This is a genomic window from Burkholderia sp. GW821-FHT14F03 (assembly GCF_058803765.1).
The window spans coordinates 24,739-40,849 of the sequence record NZ_JBXAPG010000035.1 but is presented as its reverse complement, the minus strand read 5'-3'; the positions used below and the strand labels follow the sequence as shown (position 1 = coordinate 40,849).

Here is a 16,111-nt window from a genome sequence, read left to right as displayed (position 1 = left end):
CGCGAAGGCCTTGCAATGAGGCGGGGGAGCGGCGAGGCGGCCGGCGCGACGCGCGTCGGCACACGGTGGCGCGACCGCCGCGGCGCGGTTGCCCGCGCCGCGCGGTGCGTCAGTGATGCGAGTAGGTGTCCTGCGCAGGCGTATGCCGTGCGTGATGCTTCTTGTGGTGCTTCTTCTTGGTCGCCTTGTGGTGAGGCGCGGCGGTCGGTTGCTGCGGCGCGCCATTCATGGCCGGTTGCGCCGGAGCGGGCGCCGGCGCCGCGGCGCCGCCGTTTCCGGACATCGTTGCCTGGCCTTCGCCGAACTGATAGTTCGTTTGCGCATAGGCGGCGGCCGTCGTGGCGAGCACGGCGCATGCGCCGGCGAGCAGCTTCGTGACTTTCATCGGGAATCCTCCTTATCTGAACCGGGCGAGAGCATACCCTGTCAGACGGGCGGGATCATGTCGTTTCGGTGACAGCGAAGCATCTTTGACAATTCCGCCCGCGCCGTGTCATTTGCCGCACATCCGATGTTCAGTACTGCCGGTTTTCGTCCCCGCGGCGATCGTCGCCCCGGTCGTCCCTGGGCGGATGCGCACGCTCCCACTCGGCGCGTTCCCAGTAACGGTGCCCATCCCAATAGCGATCGCCGTGCCAGCCGATGCCCACGTTCACATCCACGCCCGGCCCGGGCGCGGCCGGATAGACCGCGCATCCGGCCAGCGCGATCGTGACGAAGGAGGCCAGCAGCGCCGGCGCAATCAGTTTGTTCATTGTCCAATCCCCTTTTCGAGTCGGGTGGCTGTTTCGCGCACCCTGTCATGGAGCATAAGCACGACGCGCGTCACGCGAAGTAAGGGATTGCAACGATTGATGACGGCGCGCCGCGCTGGCGGTGCCCGCGCCGCGCCGGGGCGCGGCGACCGCCGATCGTCAAGCAGTGTCAGCCGCGCGGGCGGCTCAGGCCGCGGGCGGCGGCACGTTCTGCACCACCAGCATTTGCGGATTCGACAGCTGGATGCCCGCCGCGCGCAGCCGTTTCAGGATCTCGAACAACAGGTCGCTCTTGGTCGACGATGCGATGCGCGGGCTCGCCACGTAGCCCGTCACGCTCAACGTGATCCCGTCCGGCGTGAGCTGGCTGAAGGACACCGACGGCGCGGGCTTGTCGAGGATCGCCGGGTGTTCGCGGTACGCCTCCAGCAACAGGTCGCGCACCTGCTCCGGATCGGTGTTGAGCGGGAAGGTCAGCACCAGCGTCGCCACGCCCTGCGTGCTGTTGCCCATCGTCACGTTGCGCAGGTTCTGCGAGATCAGCTGCGAATTCGGCACGATCACGGTCGAGCGGTCGCTGAGCTGGATTTCGGTCGCGCGCACGTTGATGCGGCGGATGTCGCCCTCCACGCCGCTGATGCTCACCATGTCGCCGACCTTCACCGGCCGCTCGGTCAGCAGGATCAGCCCCGATACGAAGTTCTTCACGATCTCCTGCAGGCCGAAACCGATCCCGACCGACAGCGCGCTCACGATCCAGGCGAGGTTGTTCCACTTGACGCCCAGCATCGACAGCGTCATCAACACGACCAGCACGTAGCCGAGGTTGCTGAACAGCGTCACGAGCGACGCGCGCATCCCGGGGTCCATGCCGAGCGTGGGCAGGAACTTCGTGTCGAGCCAGCGGCGCACTGAGCGCATCACGTACATGCCGATCGCGAAGCCGATCAGCGCGTTCAGGATCTGGTCCGGCACGATGTTGAGCGCGCGCAGCTTGTCGCCGCCGAGCATTGCGAGCAGGCTGTCGAACAGGTCGCCCGGCGTGGTGCCGAAGCCGCCCGTCGACAGCGCCAGCACCGCGAGCAGCAGCAGCACGCTGGTGCCGATCCCCGACAGCACGGTCGAGGCCTGTTCCAGGTGGCTGTCGGTCAGGCCGAACAGGTGCTTGATCAGCTTGCCGCTCGAATGATTCGCGGAAAACACGCTTTCGCAGATGTCGCGCGTGAGCTGCGTCAGCAGGTAGGTGCTGCACAGCACGATCTCGAACCACACCAGCTCGTAGGTGATGAAACGCGCGACCGTGATGTAGCCGATCAGCAGCGCGAGCAGCGACGCCACCACGGCCAGCGTGACGGCGGCATGGATCAGCCCCGCCAGCGTCGAGCGCGCCTCGGGCGGCTCGCCCGCGGCCGCGAGCGCGGTGCGCACGCGATTCGCGCGCAGCAGCGATGCGCCGATCGTCAGCACGACGACCAGCGAGACGATGCCGCGCCCGAACAGCGTGACCTGCAGGCTCGTGTCGGCGATCCGGTTGATCTGCTCGAGCGTGCCGGACACCAGCAGCAGCGCGCCGAGGATCGCGGGAAACGGCCGCATCGCGCGCGCCACCGGATCGGCCATCTCAGGCAGCCGCCAGGTCGGATGCTCGGTGCACAGCAGCGCGCGGCCGAGGCCCGTGATCAGCGCGCAGGTCAGCGTGAGCTTGGTGAACTCCGTCGCGAGATCGAGCAGGGCCGGGGTCAGCTCGTGGTTGAAGAACAGCGCGACGAACATCACCTGCACCGCGACGCCCGTCGCCAGCAGGGTCGCCAGCGCGGTCGACAGCGCGAGCGCACTGCGCCGCAGGCGGCTTTCCGGCAGTTGGTTCACGCTGAACCACGCGAGCCCGCGTTCGAGCAGGCGGCGCCCGCCGAGCCACACCGCCAGCGCGAGGATCAGCAGCAGCGCGGTCGTGATGCGCTGGCCCGGCTGCCAGGCCGTGTGCCACAGGTCGGCGAGTTCCGCGTCGAATGCGTCGAGGCGTTGCTGGTCTTCCGGCAGCGGCCGGTACAGCGGCGCCCAGAACTGCGCGCCCAGGATGCTGCTCGAGCGCAGCGCCAACTGGTTCTTGAGCAGGCTGCGCCGCAGTTTCGCGAACTGCAGCGTCAGGTTGAGCAGCTTGCTCCGTTCATCGGCCGCCTGCTTGAGCGCCGCGTCGAGCTGGGACTTGCTGCTGCTCAGATTCTCGCGCTGTTCGGCGACGGCCGGTGTTTCCGGCGCGGCGCCCGCCACGGGCGGCGGCCCGAGCACGTCGAGCTTCGCCTGCAACTGGGCGCGCTGCGGCGTCAGCACGGTGGTCAGCTTGTCGACGTCGGCGCTCAGCTGCTGGGTCGCGTCGTCGAGCGCGTCCAGTTGCTTGCTGCTGGTCGCGCTCGACGTCTGTTGCTTGATCTGGTCCTGCGCCGTTTGCAGCCGCTTCAGTTCGGCCGCGATGGCCTCGCGGGTCATCGCGGGCGCGGTGGCGATATCGGGCACGAGCGCGGTGGGCGCGGAAGCAGTAAAGACGGCGGACGCAGCGGATGCCGTGGATGTCGCGAAGGCGGGCCGCTGCGCCGCCATCCCGGCGGGCAGCCAGTGCAACAGGACGAGGAGCGCGAGATAGCGCGCGCAACGGGACAGTTTGGATATATGCATGGGTAACCTTACGAACTGCTGACGATCGTGGCATCAGTGAATGGCTCGTAGCTTGCCACGGTTCGGCCGATCGACGCGGTTCGGCGGGTCGCGCATATCGATCCGGCGCATCCGGCGCATTGCGCCGAGGCGCGCGCCGGCCGCGTCATGGGCCGGTAGAATGCGCCGGTGTCCCGCCGCGCGGCGGGGCGCCTACGATCACGACATGCATCCGCCAGGAGACAGCGCCCGATGGCCTTACCGGAAACTTCCCCGCGCGCGTCCGCCACGCCCGCTTTCCCGCTCGACGCCGCGACGATCGCGGCGCGGCTCGACCGCCTGCCCGCCACCCGCAGCATCTGGAAGCTGGTGGTGCTGCTGAGCCTCGGCTTTTTCTTCGAGCTGTACGACCTGCTGTACAGCGGCTATGTCGCGCCGGGCCTCGTCAAGAGCGGCATCCTGAGCGCCACGACCCACGGCCTGTTCGGCACCACGGGCGTCGCGAGCTTCATCGCGGCGCTGTTCGCCGGGCTCTTCATCGGCACCATCGCCTGCGGTTTTCTCGCCGATCGCTTCGGCCGCCGCGCGGTATTCACCTGGTCGCTGCTGTGGTACACGGGCGCGAACGTGGTGATGGCGTTCCAGGACACGGCCGCCGGGCTCAACTTCTGGCGCTTCGTGGTCGGCCTCGGGCTCGGCGTCGAGATGGTGACGATCGGCACGTACATCTCCGAGCTGGTGCCGAAGCAGATCCGCGGCCGCGCATTCGCGTGCGAGCAGGCGGTGGGCTTCACGGCGGTGCCGGTGGTCGCGTTCCTGGCCTATCTGCTGGTGCCGCATGCGCCGCTCGGCTTCGACGGCTGGCGCTGGGTCGTGCTGATCGGCGCGCACGGCGCGATCTTCGTCTGGTGGATCCGCCGCGCATTGCCGGAGAGCCCCCGCTGGCTCGCGCAGCAGGGGCGGCTCGCGGAGGCCGACCAGATCATGACGGCGCTGGAGGCGCGGGTCGCGGCCGAGTACGGCCGTCCGCTGCCGCCGCCCGCGCCAGCCGACGCCGCGCCCGCGCGCGGCCGTTTCGCGGACATGTGGGTGCCGCCTTACCGCAAGCGCACGCTGATGATGACGCTCTTCAACGTGTTCCAGACCGTCGGCTTCTATGGTTTCGCGAACTGGGTGCCGACGTTGCTGATCAAGCAGGGCATCACGATCACGACGAGCCTCATGTATTCGAGCGTGATCGCGCTCGCCGCGCCGCTCGGCCCGCTGCTCGGCCTCGTGATCGCCGACCGCTTCGAGCGCAAGACCGTGATCGTCGCGATGGCGGGCGCCGCGCTCGTCTGCGGGCTGATGTTCAGCCAGGCCTCCGCGGCGGGGCTGCTGGTCGGCCTCGGCATCTGCCTCACGCTCGCGAACAACATCATGTCCTACAGCTTCCACGCGTATCAGGCGGAACTGTTTCCGACCGCGATCCGTGCGCGCGCGGTCGGCTTCGTCTATTCGTGGAGCCGGTTCTCGGCCATCTTCACGTCGTTCGCGATCGCGGCCGTGCTCAAGGGTTTCGGCACCACGGGCGTATTCGTGTTCATCGCGGGCGCGATGGCGATCGTGATGGCGACGATCGGGCTGATGGGGCCGCGCACCAAGGGGATCGCGCTCGAACGGATCTCCGGCTGACACCGGGCCGGCGCGCCGGCAACGGGCGCGCCGGCGCCGCGCTCAGGCTTCGAGCGCGAGCAGCGCGAACGAGGCGAGCCAGTGCTCGCCCATGTAGTCGCCGGCAACGTGCGCGAGCGCGGTCGACAGGTGAGTGTCGGCCGCGTCCAGCAGCACCGCGCGGCGGGGGTCGCCGTCCGCCAGCGCGCGCGCCAGCGCGCGCTGGCACCATGCGCGGCTCAGGTTCAGCCCGTCGAGATGGGCGATCTTGCCGTCGCTGCGATCGGTGACCGTCGCGGGCGTAAACAGCGTGGCCGGGCGGCGTTCGGCCAGCTCCGGCAGGAAGCGCGCGAACCAGCCGTCGAACTCGGCCGGCGGCAGGACCCGCCGCATCAATTCCGCCTCCATCAGCGCGGGCGACAGGAATTCGTCTCCGCTGGGCTCCCACGCCTGGCAGTGCGCGTCGCCGAGGTGCCAGCGGCGCGCGGTGTCGACGATCAGCGCCGCCAGCGCGTCGTGGCCGGTCTGCCGCGCGAAGTCGAGCGCCAGCGACAGGGCGAACGCGGTGTTGAAATGCGTGCCGACCCGCAGCGGATAGATCGCCTTCGGCAGGAACGCGGTGAAGCGCTCGACAAAGCGCTCGGTGAGCGGCGCGAGCGTGCGCGACCAGCGGCGGCCGTCGTCGTCGGGCATCGCCGCGAGCTGCGCGGCCAGCGCGAGCAGCCAGCCCCATCCATACGGACGTTCGAAGCCGCGGTTGTGCGGCAGATCCAGGTAGGCCGCCTCGCCGGCCATCTTGTCGGCGGTGAAGTGCGCATCGACGACCGAGCGGATCTGCGCGGCCTCGGGCAGGCCGGGATAGCGGGCGAGCAGCCGCGTGACGAGCCAGTAGCCGTGCACGCAGGAATGCCAGTCGTAGCTGCCGTAGAACACCGGATGCAGCGCGCGCGGGCCCTGCACGTCCTGGGGACCGTCGAGGCTGTGCGTGAGCTTGTTCGGATATTCGCGCGTCAGGTGCTTGAGCGCGAGGGTCGCGAAGCGCGAGGCAAGGGCGGGAGTGAGCAGGTGTGAGGTCACGATGAGCAGGGCGTCGGGTGGACGGGCGCCACGCGACGCGGCGTGACGGCTGGCGCTCATGTTACCCGGCGCGCGCGGCGGGCGTTTGCCCGTGATGTACTCAGCGGCCGCAGCCCAGTTGCCGGTAGCGCGCGTCGAGCGCGGCCCGTCGCGCATCGGGTGCGGGTTGCGCGGCCTGCGGGCGGGAACCGGCCGGTGCGACGAGCGCATGGCCGGTCGCGGGGGCGGCGGCCGGGCGTGCGGTGGTGGACGGTGTCAGGCCGGCGGACATCGCGGTGCGCGCGAGCGCGTCGCGCTGCGCGGCCAGTTTCCGGCAGGCGGCCTGGCGCGCCGGCGCGCGCGCGGGGGCGGCGGCCGTCGCGGGCTCGGCCGGCGCGGCGAATGACAGCGGGGGCGGCGGCAACGGCTGGGTCGGCCGCAGGCCGAACGGCTGTTGCGGCACCGCCTGCATCTGCGCCGGCTGCAAGCCGAACTGGGCGGCGGCGGCCGCACCGCCGGCGAACGTGACAGCGAGGCCCGCGATGCAGAGGATCGGAAGTTTCATGGGTGACGATGGAAGCGCGCGAATCACGGCGCGGCGCGCGATCTTCTCATGGCCGACCCTCGCGCGTCGAGCGCCGTTCGTCGCCGCGCGGTGCGTTTCGCGCCGGTGGCGGACGCTTCGTCGCATGCCGCTTCGGCCGCCGCCGCGCGCCGCGCACACTGGCCGCATCGTGATCGATTGATAGGAGGAAAACGCGATGTCGCCTTATCTGTTGACCCATCTCGTCGCCGCGGGCGTCTGTGTCATACTCGGCGCGGCTTTGGCGCTGTCCCCCAAGGGCGGTGCGCGGCACCGGCTGCTCGGCCGGATCTGGTGGGCGGTGATGGTGATCGTGGCGCTCAGCTCGTTCGGCATCCGGATCCAGAACGACGGCCGCTTCTCATGGATCCACCTGCTGTCGATCCTGATGCTCGCGACGCTCGCGCGCGCCGCCTGGGCGATTTACCACGGCGACGTGGCCGGCCATCGCGCGGCCATGACCCGTGCGATGTTCGGGCTCGGGTTCGCCGGCATCGCCGCCGTCGCGGTGCCGGGCCGCATGTTGAACCTTCTGTTCATGGGGTGGATCGGATGGCCGTCGTAAATCTTTCCGCCGCGGCCGCCGCCTATGCGCATGCCGCCGGATCGCGGCGCGGGTTCCTCGTCTCGTTCGCGCGCGGCATCGTGGTGATCACGATCGGCAATCTGCTGATCGCCACGAGCTTCGCGCTGATCGAGGGCAGCGGCTGGCACGCCAATCTCGTGTTCGGCGAGGCGATCGGCTTCGCGATCATGGTCCTCGTCCAGGTCGGGCGGCTCGCATTGCAGCGTGCCGGACTCTTCACGCTGCCGCGCTATCTGGCCTGGGCGATCCTCAGTATCGCGCTCGGTTCCTGTGCGGGCATCGCCATCGCGAGCGTCCTGCTCGGGATGCCGCTTGCGCGTCTCATCACTGCGCAGGAACTGGCGATCGTCGGCTGGATCGCGTTCCTGTGGACCGCGCTCGCGGTCTGGTTCGGCCTTTCGCGCGCCCGGATCGAGGTGTTGCGCGAGCAGTCGACGCAACTCGCGCTGCAACGCGAAGTCGCGGAAGGCGCGGCGACGCGCGCGCGTCTGCAGGCGCTGCAGGCGCAGATCGAACCGCATTTCCTGTTCAACACGCTCGCCACCCTCGACAGCCTGATCGCGACGGATCCGCCGCGCGCCCGACATCTGCTCGTGCAACTGAACCGGCTGTTGCGCGGGGCATTGCAGACCTCGCGCGTGGAGCGAGAGACGCTCGCCGAGCAGTTCGCGCTGATCGAGGCCTTGTTGGAGGTGCACGCGGTGCGGTTCGGCGCGCGGCTCGCCTACCGCGTCGCGTTGCCCGCCGCGTGCGCGTCGCTCGTCGTGCCGCCGATGCTGTTGCAGCCGCTCGTCGAGAACGCGATCCGGCATGGCATCGAGGGCCAGCTCGACGGCGGCCGCATCGACGTGAACGCGACTCGCGACGCGACGCACCTGCAACTGTCGGTCGTCGACACCGGGGCCGGCTTCGGCGCCCATCCCGCGCGCGCGGGCACCGGCATCGGGCTGGCGAACGTGCGCGCGCGGCTCGACGCGCTGTACGGCCGTGAGGCGATGCTCGCGATCGACGAGAACCGGCCGCGCGGCGTCGTCGCGCGCATTGAATTGCCCTTGCACGCCTGCATGGCGGAGGGGGCGGCATGAGCGGCGTTCCGCAGATGGAGGCCGGTGCGCCGACCGCGCTGATCGCGGACGACGAGTCGTTGCTGATCGATGCGCTGCGCCGCGAGCTGGCGCTCGTGTGGCCCGCGCTGCGCATCGTGGCGACCGTCGGCGACGGACGCGGCGCGATCGAGCGGATTCGCGCGCTGCAACCGGACGTCGCGTTCCTCGACATCTCGATGCCGGGGGCGACCGGGCTGGAGGTGGCGCGCGCCTGCGCGCCGCTCGCGCGGCCGCCGGCGATCGTGTTCGTGACCGCCTACGACGAGCATGCGCTGGCCGCGTTCGACGCCGCGGCCGTCGATTACCTGCTGAAGCCGCTCGAGACGGCACGGCTTGCACGCACCGTCGCGCGGCTCGGCGAGCGTCTCGCGGGGCGTGCCGCCGATCCGCTGGCGCAGCCCGCGCTGGAACGCCTGCTTGCGCGGCTCGAACCGCGCGTCAGCGCGCCGCCGCTGCGGTTCCTGCGCGCGGCGCAGGGCGAGACGGTGCGGCTCGTGCCGGTGGACGACGTGTTGTATCTGGAGGCGGCGGACAAGTATGTCGCCGTGACGACGCGCGACGAGGCGCTATGGATTCGCGCGAGCCTGCGTGAACTGCTCGCGCAGCTCGATCCCGCGCGTTTCTGGCAGGTGCATCGCGGCACCGTGGTGAATGTCGATCATGTGGAAAGCGCGCGCGTGAACGGCTTCGGCAAGATGACGCTGACCCTGCGCGCGCATGCCGCGACCGTGGCCGTGAGCCGGCAGTACGCACACCTGTTCAGGCAGATGTGACGCGGGCGCGCCCGCGCCCGTGATGCGCGTGGTTTCCGGTGCGCGCCGGGACGGCGGCGCGCACCATGCGTTACCCGTCGGGCTTCGCCGACAACTCCTTCAGCCCCGCTATCACGGTCAGCAGCGCGCGTCCGTGCTCCTCCGAGCCATCCCAGGCCTCGACGATCGCATCCCGCAGCAATTCGTTATAGCCGGACGCCCGCCGGCCCGACATGGGCACGTTGACGCCATAGAAACTGCATAGCTTATTGAATGGCGCGCTCTTGCGCAGCCGGCGTCCGTTCGATAGTCTCAGCCGCGACACGGTCGGCTGGCTTACCCCGGAAAGTCGCGCTATTTCGCTGGATGAGCGTGTATCCGCCGCCAATCGACTCAGTAGATCCTGCACCGAAAATTTCGTGTCTCGGGTTCCCATGGTATGCATTATACTTATACATTAACGAATATTGAATTGCTCGTTGAAGTTGGCGAGCAGCAGCACCCCGAGAAAGCTTGATGACCTTGAAACACCTGCCCCCCACGTTTTGCTGGACCAAGATCGGCACCGAGTCCGGCGAAGCGCTTCCGACCACCGTGCTGCGCAAGGAATGGGAGCGGCGGATGGGTGGCGGGCGGTTTCTGTGGGGGATCGGCCAGTCGCTCGGCGCGAGCGCGCAGGTGGCCGCGCATCGCATGGGGTCGCTGATGGCGCTGTTCTCGCCGGTCGCGAGCCGGCCGCGGGCGCACGAGCGCAAGCCGGAGGCCGGGCTGCTGTGGCATGCGTGGATCGACGCGGCCGGCCAGGTGCGTCAGCTGCCGTTGCACACCATCATCGCGAGCCGCGCGACGCTGCCGTCCGGGCGGCCCCGCCTGCATCACCACGCGCTCGTCTGCGCGTCGCCCACGCCGCTCAGCATCGGTACGCGCCTGAGCGTGCATCCGGAGCATTTGCGCAGCGTCGGCACCGGGCGCGCGCTGGGCATCGCGCAGGGCGCGGCCGTGGTCGATTGCGTGGGCCGCGACGAGCCGGCGAGCGGCAAGCGTTATCCGCTCGCGTTGTCGGTCGAGCTGGAAGCGCCGTACGTGGTGAGGCTCGCGCAGCCGAGCGTGCTGAAGGCGCGCGATCTGGCCGAGCTGAACAAGGCGGCGCGCGATGGTGATTTCGAAACCTACGCGGAGCACGTGAAGCGTTTGCGCAACCGGCCGTGCGCGGAGGATGTGCGCGGTTTCACGCGCGATCTGTTCGATGGGCCGCCGCCGGCTGTGGAGCCGGCGCGCGGGTTCAGCGGGAAAGCGCATACGCAGGTGAGCCTGTTCCTGTGACCGGCTGAGTCGCAGGCACCGGGCACCATCCGCGCGAGTCGCGCGGATGGTGCGCCGTTCAGGATCACGCGCGATGCGCGGCGGCCGGCGGGCCGCATCGGTCGGTGGGCGCCGCGCATCGCGGCGGCCCGCCTGTTGCACTTGCAACCTGACGGAGGACGGTGAATGACGATCATGAATCACTCACGCGAGGCGCTGGCCGCCCAGCGCTTCTTCGAGGCAACACGCAATGTCGATCAGGCATTCCGGGCGGTACGCGGCGAACACGACGAGGATGCGTCGGGCGAGGCCTACGCCAGCGCGATGTCCCGGCTGGATGAAGCGCTCGACGAGCTTGCGCGCGCCCAGGCATTGTTCGATTCGGCGGTGCGGGTGTGTGGCCGACGTTATTGAGCAAGGGGCGGCGTGGGTGCGATCGCTGCCGCCGCGCTGGTGACGGGAGGCGCGGGGCGGCGTGACGTGTCGCGTGCTTGTTTCATGACTCGCACGCTCCTCGTGCGCGGGGCCCGATGGGGATGTCGTCGAGGTGGTCGCGCGCATCGTTGATCGGCAGGTTCGACAACGCCTTCTTGCGTTCGTCGATTGGCCAAGGCGCGGCCGCTCGGCCGCGCTTCACTACTGTTCGCGCACGTGCGCGTTCTTTCAATTGCACCGCCGGCTTGCGATCGCTCGTCTTGATCGCCGTGCGCGCTGCTTTAACGTTTGATCAGGTTCCTGCACGCCTTCAGGAATCACTCGCGCGGCGCGATCGCGGTGGCCGGCGCCTGATCTCGATTGGGTTGGCCGCGATCAAGGCCCGACATGCGCGGGACAACCCGCCTCATCCCAATCACGTTGCGTCTCGCGATTCCTGCTAGCCTCCACATCGCTTTTCCGGCTGAAGTTGCGCGGAAGAGGTAAATGATCCGATGGAGGGCGGAATGGGGACGAGAGAGAGAATCGCGGCCATACGCGGCCGGCTGACGCAGCAGGACCGTCTCCTGAAACTGGATACGCCGGCGGGGAATGACGTTTTGCTACCCCACCGCGTTGTCGGACGCTCACGGATTGGCCGGGATTTCTTCTTCCTGCTCGACTGCGTATCCACCTCGGGAGATGTCCGGCTCAAAACGCTGATCTCCCAGGACGTCACTCTCTGGATTCAGCAGACCGATGGATCTTACCTGCCGCATCACGGCTATGTGCATACAGCGCGCCGGCTTGGGGCGGATGGGCATCTGACAAGTTACCAGCTCGGTTTTTCCTCGTGGATGCACTTCCTGAGATTCCGTCGCGACCAGCGTCATTGGCAAAGCAAGGCTGCGGACGAAATCATCGCGGACGTCTTCAACCAGCACCCTCAGGCACGAGGAATGTTCCGGTTTGCGCTTTCGAACGTCCTGCCGGCACGCACATATTGCCGGCAGGACGAGACTGACTGGAACTTCGTCCACCGGATCCTCGAGTCCGAAGGACTGTATGGCGTCTGGCGGCAGGCTGTCGACGGCAAATCGCATACGCTGGTCATCACCAACCGTCTGCAGACGCTCGAACCGCTTGCGCCGGCAGCCGTCGGATTCCATCGTGCGGGCGTGAACAGCGAGGCCGATGCACTGACGCAATGGTCGGGCACGCGGACACTGCAATCCGTGCTGCTGTCGACTCGCACCTTCGACTACAAGCATCCTTCGACGCCCGCCAATCCGAAGGGGACATCGATCCCGACGATAGTGAATCAGGGCGCGTTGCCCGCTTCAATCGAGGTCTATGAATACACCGGCGGGTACACGTTTCGGGAACAGAGGCGTGGTGATCAGCTGTCGACGATCCGCGTGGAGGAGTGGGAGTCTCGGGCCAAGCGCTTTCACGGTGTGGGCAGTCTGCGCGCAATGGATGCGGGCCGGCGCTTTACGTTGACCGGTCATCCCGAGCACGATCGGGACGCAGTGGACCAGAACGAATTTGCGAGCATCGAGGTTGAGTGGGCCATTGAGAACAATCTTCCTCTCGCAGGGCACGAAGCGAACTATCCGCACAGCCTGAGTAACCCGTTCGCCCGCGCCCTCGCCGACGATCCCGGTGAGGCATTCGGCGTGAATCACGTGGACGGATCCACCGGCTTCTATCGGATTTGCGTTGAGGCGCAGCGCACGACGGTGCCGTACCGAAGCCCATTCGAACATCGCAAGCCCGAAGCGAAGCTGGAATCAGCAATCGTGGTGGGACCAAAAGGCAGGGAGTGCTACACCGATGAGCTGAACCGGGTGAAGGTGCGGTTCATCTGGGACCGGCTCGACGAAGCCGACGAGCGGGCATCATGCTGGGTGCGCGTGGCGCAGTCCGATACCGGGGAGGGTTATGGCGGCGTCCACATGCCGCGCGTGGGTGAGGAACTGCTCATCGGTCACATCGGAAATGATATAGACCGCCCGATCGCGCTTCATCGCGTCTACAACGGCGTGAGGAAACCGATGTGGCACTCGAACGGCCTGCTGTCCGGCTATCAGTCCCAAGAGCACGGTGGAGGCGGCGGCTACAACCAGCAGGTGATGGATGATTCGACGGGCCAGCCGCGGATGCGGGTCATGAGCAGCCACGGCATGAGCGGCCTGCATCTCGGCTATCAAATCGTCCAGGACGGTAATTCACGTGGCGCGTATACCGGTAGCGGCTTTACCTTGCGTACGGACTACGCCGGCGCGGTCCACGCGGGCGAGGGATTGTTTCTCAGTACCCATCAGATCGACGTCGATGGCCAGCCGCTCGATACCACCGAGCCGCGTGAGATTCTGGCACGCGCAGATCTGCTGATCGAATCGCTTTCTTCGGCAAGTTTGACCGCCGGGGCTGAGCATATGAAGCCTGGCCGTGAGGTGCTCTCGCAGTTCGCGAAGGCCACTCAGCACAGTAAGGCGGGGGTAGTCGGCGGCGGCAACACGGCAGGCGGCGGGACAGGCAATGCGAATGCGTTCTCCAAGCCCATCTTGCTTGGATCGAGTCAGGAGTGCATGGGATTTACCACGGGTGCTTCGTCGCAGATGGTTGCAGACGAGCATCTGAATTTCGTGAGCGGCAAGGATACTTACTGGGCCGTTGGAAGATCGCTGGTTGCGAGTGTCGCAGAGAAAATCAGCGTGTTCGTCCAGCGCGCCGGCATGAAACTGATCGCCGGAAAAGGCACGGTCGATATCTTGGCGCTGACCGATCAGATGCGATTGTTCTCCGAACTCGGCCTGAGGCTCAAGAGCCGTAACGGCTGTATCGAGATCGACGCGAAAACCGAGCTGATGCTCAAATGCGGCGGCTCATATATTCGCATCACCTCCGAAGGTATCGAGGACGGCACGCGCGGGACACGCACGATCAAGTCGGCTGCATTCAGTAGGCAGGGGCCGGGTTCGGTGGCCGAGCACATGAACAGCCTCGAGACGCCGGCGTTCAACGACAAATACCTTTTGCGCGACCGGATCACGGGCGATCCGCTCAAGAACCATCCCTACGAGATAGTGCGTGGGGACGGCACGCGTCTGACGGGAGTCACGGATGAATTCGGCCATACGGCCGAGCAGAAAAGCAACGATATCGAAACCGTGATGATTCGGGCGCTGCGTCGTGGTGTGAGCAAGGGATGAGCGAGCATCCATGAGCGACAATCATTCCGACGGCCCGGGGGCGACGGACCAAACGTTCGGCGGCGACGATGCCGGAGTTGTCCGCCTTGCGTCGCGGACCGATGCGGACGGCCACTCATCGGCCCGTGCGCCCTTGACGCCAGCCGACGACACCCGCGCGAAGGAGAGCTTGCACGACCTGCGTCCGATCATTCCCGTGATTTTCATACCCGGTGTGATGGGTTCGCCGTTGGCTACCAAGGACAGTGGAGACGCGGCATGGTCCCCACCGAATACCGACACGATGGGCGCAATACTTGGCGCGTTGTGTTCGCTCGTCGCCGGATGGTTTCGCAGCGCGTCGTCTCGCGAAGCGCTTTTCGATCCCGATAGCGTGACGGTGACGCCGTTCGGTCCGCTCATCGATCTCGGGAAGCAGGATCCGATTACCGGGGAGGAGGCGCGGCGGCGTGGGTGGGGCTCTGTCTACCGGACGGGTTATCAGCCTGTTCTGCTGTGGCTCGAACAGCAATTGAATAACCCTATGCTGCTTGGTGAGCCAGAAGGGGTATGGATCAATCCAGATTCTGGAGGCGAGAAATGGACACTCCATCCGGTTCTGGGTACCGATCCAAAGATCTACGGCGCCTTTGCGAGTCCAGGAAAAGGACGGGCGATTGCACCAGACTCCGCAGAATTCAAGAAATTTGCGAAGTATCGCTATCGTGTCTATGCGATTGGATACAACTGGTTGCAATCGAATGAGTTATCGGGGCAGGATGTGGTGGAAGGTTTGGATGTTCCCGATCCGCAAACAAAGAAGACGGCGCGGCTGATGGGCGTCAGCGAGATCTGCAAGGAAAATGATACCGGTAAGGCAATTATTCTGACGCATTCGATGGGAGGGCTGGTCGCCCGCTTTGCGGTGGTGAATGACGGGTTGGAGGGCCTTGCACATGGTGTATTCCATGGGTGTCAACCTGCCACGGGTGCGCCACTTGCAGCAAAGAGATTCAAGACAGGCGGCGGTCCTGAAGGCGGCGTGAATGGTTTCGTTAATGGCAGTCTGCTGGGACGCGACGCCGACGAGTTTCTGGCGGTGATGGCGAATGCACCGGGACCGTTGGAGCTGACGCCGATGCCGGATTATCACAATGGTGCCCCGTGGTGGATTTTTGCTCGACCAGATGGGCAGAGGCTGATGGAGTTCCCGCAAGAAGGTAATGCGCTAAATGACTTGTATCTGAATTCGCAGTGGTACGGTTTGCTGCCGAACGAAAAACAGCTTGATCCGGCAGGTGTCGTGATGAAGCGACTCAAGAGGATTGGACGGGAAGGTAGTCTGCCGGACCACTATGCAAAAACCATAACCAAAGTCGTCGAACGACAAAATCAGTTAATCGGCAAATATCATGGTGCGACTTATGTGGCGTACGGCGAGGGCGGTCTCGACTTCAGACCACCGCAGCCCGGCATGACGACGGAGTCCAACGACAAGGGTGGACCAACCATCGAAAAAGGCGACCCTACGAAGAGTCTGCTGACGTGGGGTAACGCAATCTGGACGGGGGATGTGCCATCCGATGTGCAGGCGGCAGAACTTCAGGCCGCGAAGTTGCTGCACGATTCGGGCAAAGGCGAGATCCGCGTGTTTTTGGAGCGGCGCAAACTCAGTGTGACCTTCGCAGTCCAGAAGACGAGCACTTTGCCCGACGTGAATGCCAAGACCGACTGGACGCAGGTAGCAGCCAGGACAGGCATTATCCGCGGCGACGGCACCGTGCCGGTGTGGTCGGCCGACGCGCAGGCGCGCGGACTGAAACCCGATGTTCCCGGTGATCCGGTCGAGGGTGTCCAGATGGCGTTTGTGCAGGGCGGATATCAGCACATGAACAGCTATGCGCACTCGTGGACTCACTGGGCGCTGCTCTACAGCGTGGTCCAGATCGTCAACGATATTTAGATGCCGAGAACATGCTAATGACCGGCCTCCTTCGCTCGTTCATTCTGCTGGTAGGTCTTTGTGCTTGCTCTCTCGCGTTTCCCGGGGAACCA

14 protein-coding genes are annotated in these 16,111 nt (G+C 66.5%); 8 read left to right on the top strand and 6 right to left on the bottom strand.

The window, feature by feature from the left end; translation table 11 throughout:
• Nucleotides 1–109: 109 nt before the first annotated feature.
• The 3 genes from AC1RQF_RS22750 to AC1RQF_RS22740 form a co-directional block, all read right to left on the bottom strand.
• A complete protein-coding gene (locus AC1RQF_RS22750) occupies nucleotides 110–385 on the bottom strand; it encodes a hypothetical protein (RefSeq protein ID WP_273997587.1) in 276 nt (91 codons plus the stop codon).
• Nucleotides 386–515: 130 nt separating this feature from the next.
• Entirely contained in the window at nucleotides 516–755 is a 240-nt protein-coding gene (locus tag AC1RQF_RS22745; protein WP_273997588.1) for a hypothetical protein, read from the bottom strand.
• Between the two features lie 186 nt (nucleotides 756–941).
• Entirely contained in the window at nucleotides 942–3,428 is a 2,487-nt protein-coding gene (locus AC1RQF_RS22740) for a DUF3772 domain-containing protein (protein ID WP_273997589.1), read from the bottom strand.
• A gap of 231 nt (nucleotides 3,429–3,659) precedes the next feature.
• On the opposite strand from AC1RQF_RS22740, the gene AC1RQF_RS22735 reads away from it, so the two are divergent.
• Nucleotides 3,660–5,081 (top strand): MFS transporter, encoded by a 1,422-nt coding sequence (locus AC1RQF_RS22735; RefSeq protein ID WP_492873010.1) that lies wholly within the window; start codon nucleotides 3,660–3,662, stop codon nucleotides 5,079–5,081.
• 42 nt (nucleotides 5,082–5,123) lie between these two features.
• Here the strand turns inward: AC1RQF_RS22735 and AC1RQF_RS22730 are convergent, their stop codons facing one another.
• Together AC1RQF_RS22730 and AC1RQF_RS22725 are read right to left on the bottom strand one after the other, a co-directional pair.
• On the bottom strand, nucleotides 5,124–6,137 hold the full coding sequence (locus tag AC1RQF_RS22730; RefSeq protein WP_273998300.1) for a DUF2891 domain-containing protein: 1,014 nt from the start codon (nucleotides 6,135–6,137) through the stop codon (nucleotides 5,124–5,126).
• A gap of 100 nt (nucleotides 6,138–6,237) precedes the next feature.
• Nucleotides 6,238–6,681 carry a hypothetical protein gene (locus AC1RQF_RS22725; protein ID WP_273997590.1) on the bottom strand — a complete coding sequence of 148 codons (444 nt, stop codon included), beginning with the start codon at nucleotides 6,679–6,681 and terminating at the stop codon, nucleotides 6,238–6,240.
• A 196-nt stretch (nucleotides 6,682–6,877) separates the two neighbouring features.
• Between AC1RQF_RS22725 and AC1RQF_RS22720 the strand changes: the two genes are divergently transcribed.
• Genes AC1RQF_RS22720 through AC1RQF_RS22710 form a run of 3 tightly spaced genes read left to right on the top strand, consistent with a single transcriptional unit; the run spans nucleotide 6,878 to nucleotide 9,164 of the window.
• The gene (locus AC1RQF_RS22720) at nucleotides 6,878–7,264 is read left to right on the top strand and encodes a DUF2306 domain-containing protein (RefSeq protein ID WP_492873009.1); all 387 of its coding nucleotides are present in this window, start codon (nucleotides 6,878–6,880) and stop codon (nucleotides 7,262–7,264) included.
• Nucleotides 7,252–8,370 (top strand): sensor histidine kinase, encoded by a 1,119-nt coding sequence (locus tag AC1RQF_RS22715; protein ID WP_273997592.1) that lies wholly within the window; start codon nucleotides 7,252–7,254, stop codon nucleotides 8,368–8,370. Before AC1RQF_RS22720 ends, AC1RQF_RS22715 begins: the two co-directional genes overlap by 13 nt.
• Nucleotides 8,367–9,164 (top strand): LytR/AlgR family response regulator transcription factor, encoded by a 798-nt coding sequence (locus AC1RQF_RS22710; protein ID WP_492873008.1) that lies wholly within the window; start codon nucleotides 8,367–8,369, stop codon nucleotides 9,162–9,164. Before AC1RQF_RS22715 ends, AC1RQF_RS22710 begins: the two co-directional genes overlap by 4 nt.
• Nucleotides 9,165–9,234: 70 nt before the next feature.
• Here the strand turns inward: AC1RQF_RS22710 and AC1RQF_RS22705 are convergent, their stop codons facing one another.
• On the bottom strand, nucleotides 9,235–9,588 hold the full coding sequence (locus AC1RQF_RS22705; RefSeq protein WP_443111479.1) for an XRE family transcriptional regulator: 354 nt from the start codon (nucleotides 9,586–9,588) through the stop codon (nucleotides 9,235–9,237).
• A gap of 71 nt (nucleotides 9,589–9,659) precedes the next feature.
• Between AC1RQF_RS22705 and AC1RQF_RS22700 the strand changes: the two genes are divergently transcribed.
• From AC1RQF_RS22700 to AC1RQF_RS22685, 4 genes are all read left to right on the top strand, one after another.
• Nucleotides 9,660–10,466 (top strand): hypothetical protein, encoded by an 807-nt coding sequence (locus AC1RQF_RS22700; RefSeq protein ID WP_492873007.1) that lies wholly within the window; start codon nucleotides 9,660–9,662, stop codon nucleotides 10,464–10,466.
• A gap of 165 nt (nucleotides 10,467–10,631) precedes the next feature.
• On the top strand, nucleotides 10,632–10,859 hold the full coding sequence (locus AC1RQF_RS22695; RefSeq protein ID WP_273997596.1) for a hypothetical protein: 228 nt from the start codon (nucleotides 10,632–10,634) through the stop codon (nucleotides 10,857–10,859).
• A gap of 527 nt (nucleotides 10,860–11,386) precedes the next feature.
• A complete protein-coding gene (locus AC1RQF_RS22690) occupies nucleotides 11,387–14,077 on the top strand; it encodes a type VI secretion system Vgr family protein (protein ID WP_492873006.1) in 2,691 nt (896 codons plus the stop codon).
• Between the two features lie 10 nt (nucleotides 14,078–14,087).
• Nucleotides 14,088–16,019 (top strand): lipase family protein, encoded by a 1,932-nt coding sequence (locus AC1RQF_RS22685; protein ID WP_492873005.1) that lies wholly within the window; start codon nucleotides 14,088–14,090, stop codon nucleotides 16,017–16,019.
• Nucleotides 16,020–16,111: the final 92 nt, after the last annotated feature.

What these genes read in the sequence shown, in the direction of transcription:
- AC1RQF_RS22750 (WP_273997587.1), bottom strand. Translation starts at nt 385, where the DNA reads ATGAAAGTCACGAAGCTGCTCGCCGGCGCATGCGCCGTGCTCGCCACG.
- AC1RQF_RS22745 (WP_273997588.1), bottom strand. Translation starts at nt 755, where the DNA reads ATGAACAAACTGATTGCGCCGGCGCTGCTGGCCTCCTTCGTCACGATC.
- AC1RQF_RS22740 (WP_273997589.1), bottom strand. Translation starts at nt 3,428, where the DNA reads ATGCATATATCCAAACTGTCCCGTTGCGCGCGCTATCTCGCGCTCCTC.
- AC1RQF_RS22735 (WP_492873010.1), top strand. Translation starts at nt 3,660, where the DNA reads ATGGCCTTACCGGAAACTTCCCCGCGCGCGTCCGCCACGCCCGCTTTC.
- AC1RQF_RS22725 (WP_273997590.1), bottom strand. Translation starts at nt 6,681, where the DNA reads ATGAAACTTCCGATCCTCTGCATCGCGGGCCTCGCTGTCACGTTCGCC.
- AC1RQF_RS22720 (WP_492873009.1), top strand. Translation starts at nt 6,878, where the DNA reads ATGTCGCCTTATCTGTTGACCCATCTCGTCGCCGCGGGCGTCTGTGTC.
- AC1RQF_RS22715 (WP_273997592.1), top strand. Translation starts at nt 7,252, where the DNA reads ATGGCCGTCGTAAATCTTTCCGCCGCGGCCGCCGCCTATGCGCATGCC.
- AC1RQF_RS22710 (WP_492873008.1), top strand. Translation starts at nt 8,367, where the DNA reads ATGAGCGGCGTTCCGCAGATGGAGGCCGGTGCGCCGACCGCGCTGATC.
- AC1RQF_RS22705 (WP_443111479.1), bottom strand. Translation starts at nt 9,588, where the DNA reads ATGCATACCATGGGAACCCGAGACACGAAATTTTCGGTGCAGGATCTA.
- AC1RQF_RS22700 (WP_492873007.1), top strand. Translation starts at nt 9,660, where the DNA reads ATGACCTTGAAACACCTGCCCCCCACGTTTTGCTGGACCAAGATCGGC.
- AC1RQF_RS22695 (WP_273997596.1), top strand. Translation starts at nt 10,632, where the DNA reads ATGACGATCATGAATCACTCACGCGAGGCGCTGGCCGCCCAGCGCTTC.
- AC1RQF_RS22690 (WP_492873006.1), top strand. Translation starts at nt 11,387, where the DNA reads ATGGGGACGAGAGAGAGAATCGCGGCCATACGCGGCCGGCTGACGCAG.
- AC1RQF_RS22685 (WP_492873005.1), top strand. Translation starts at nt 14,088, where the DNA reads ATGAGCGACAATCATTCCGACGGCCCGGGGGCGACGGACCAAACGTTC.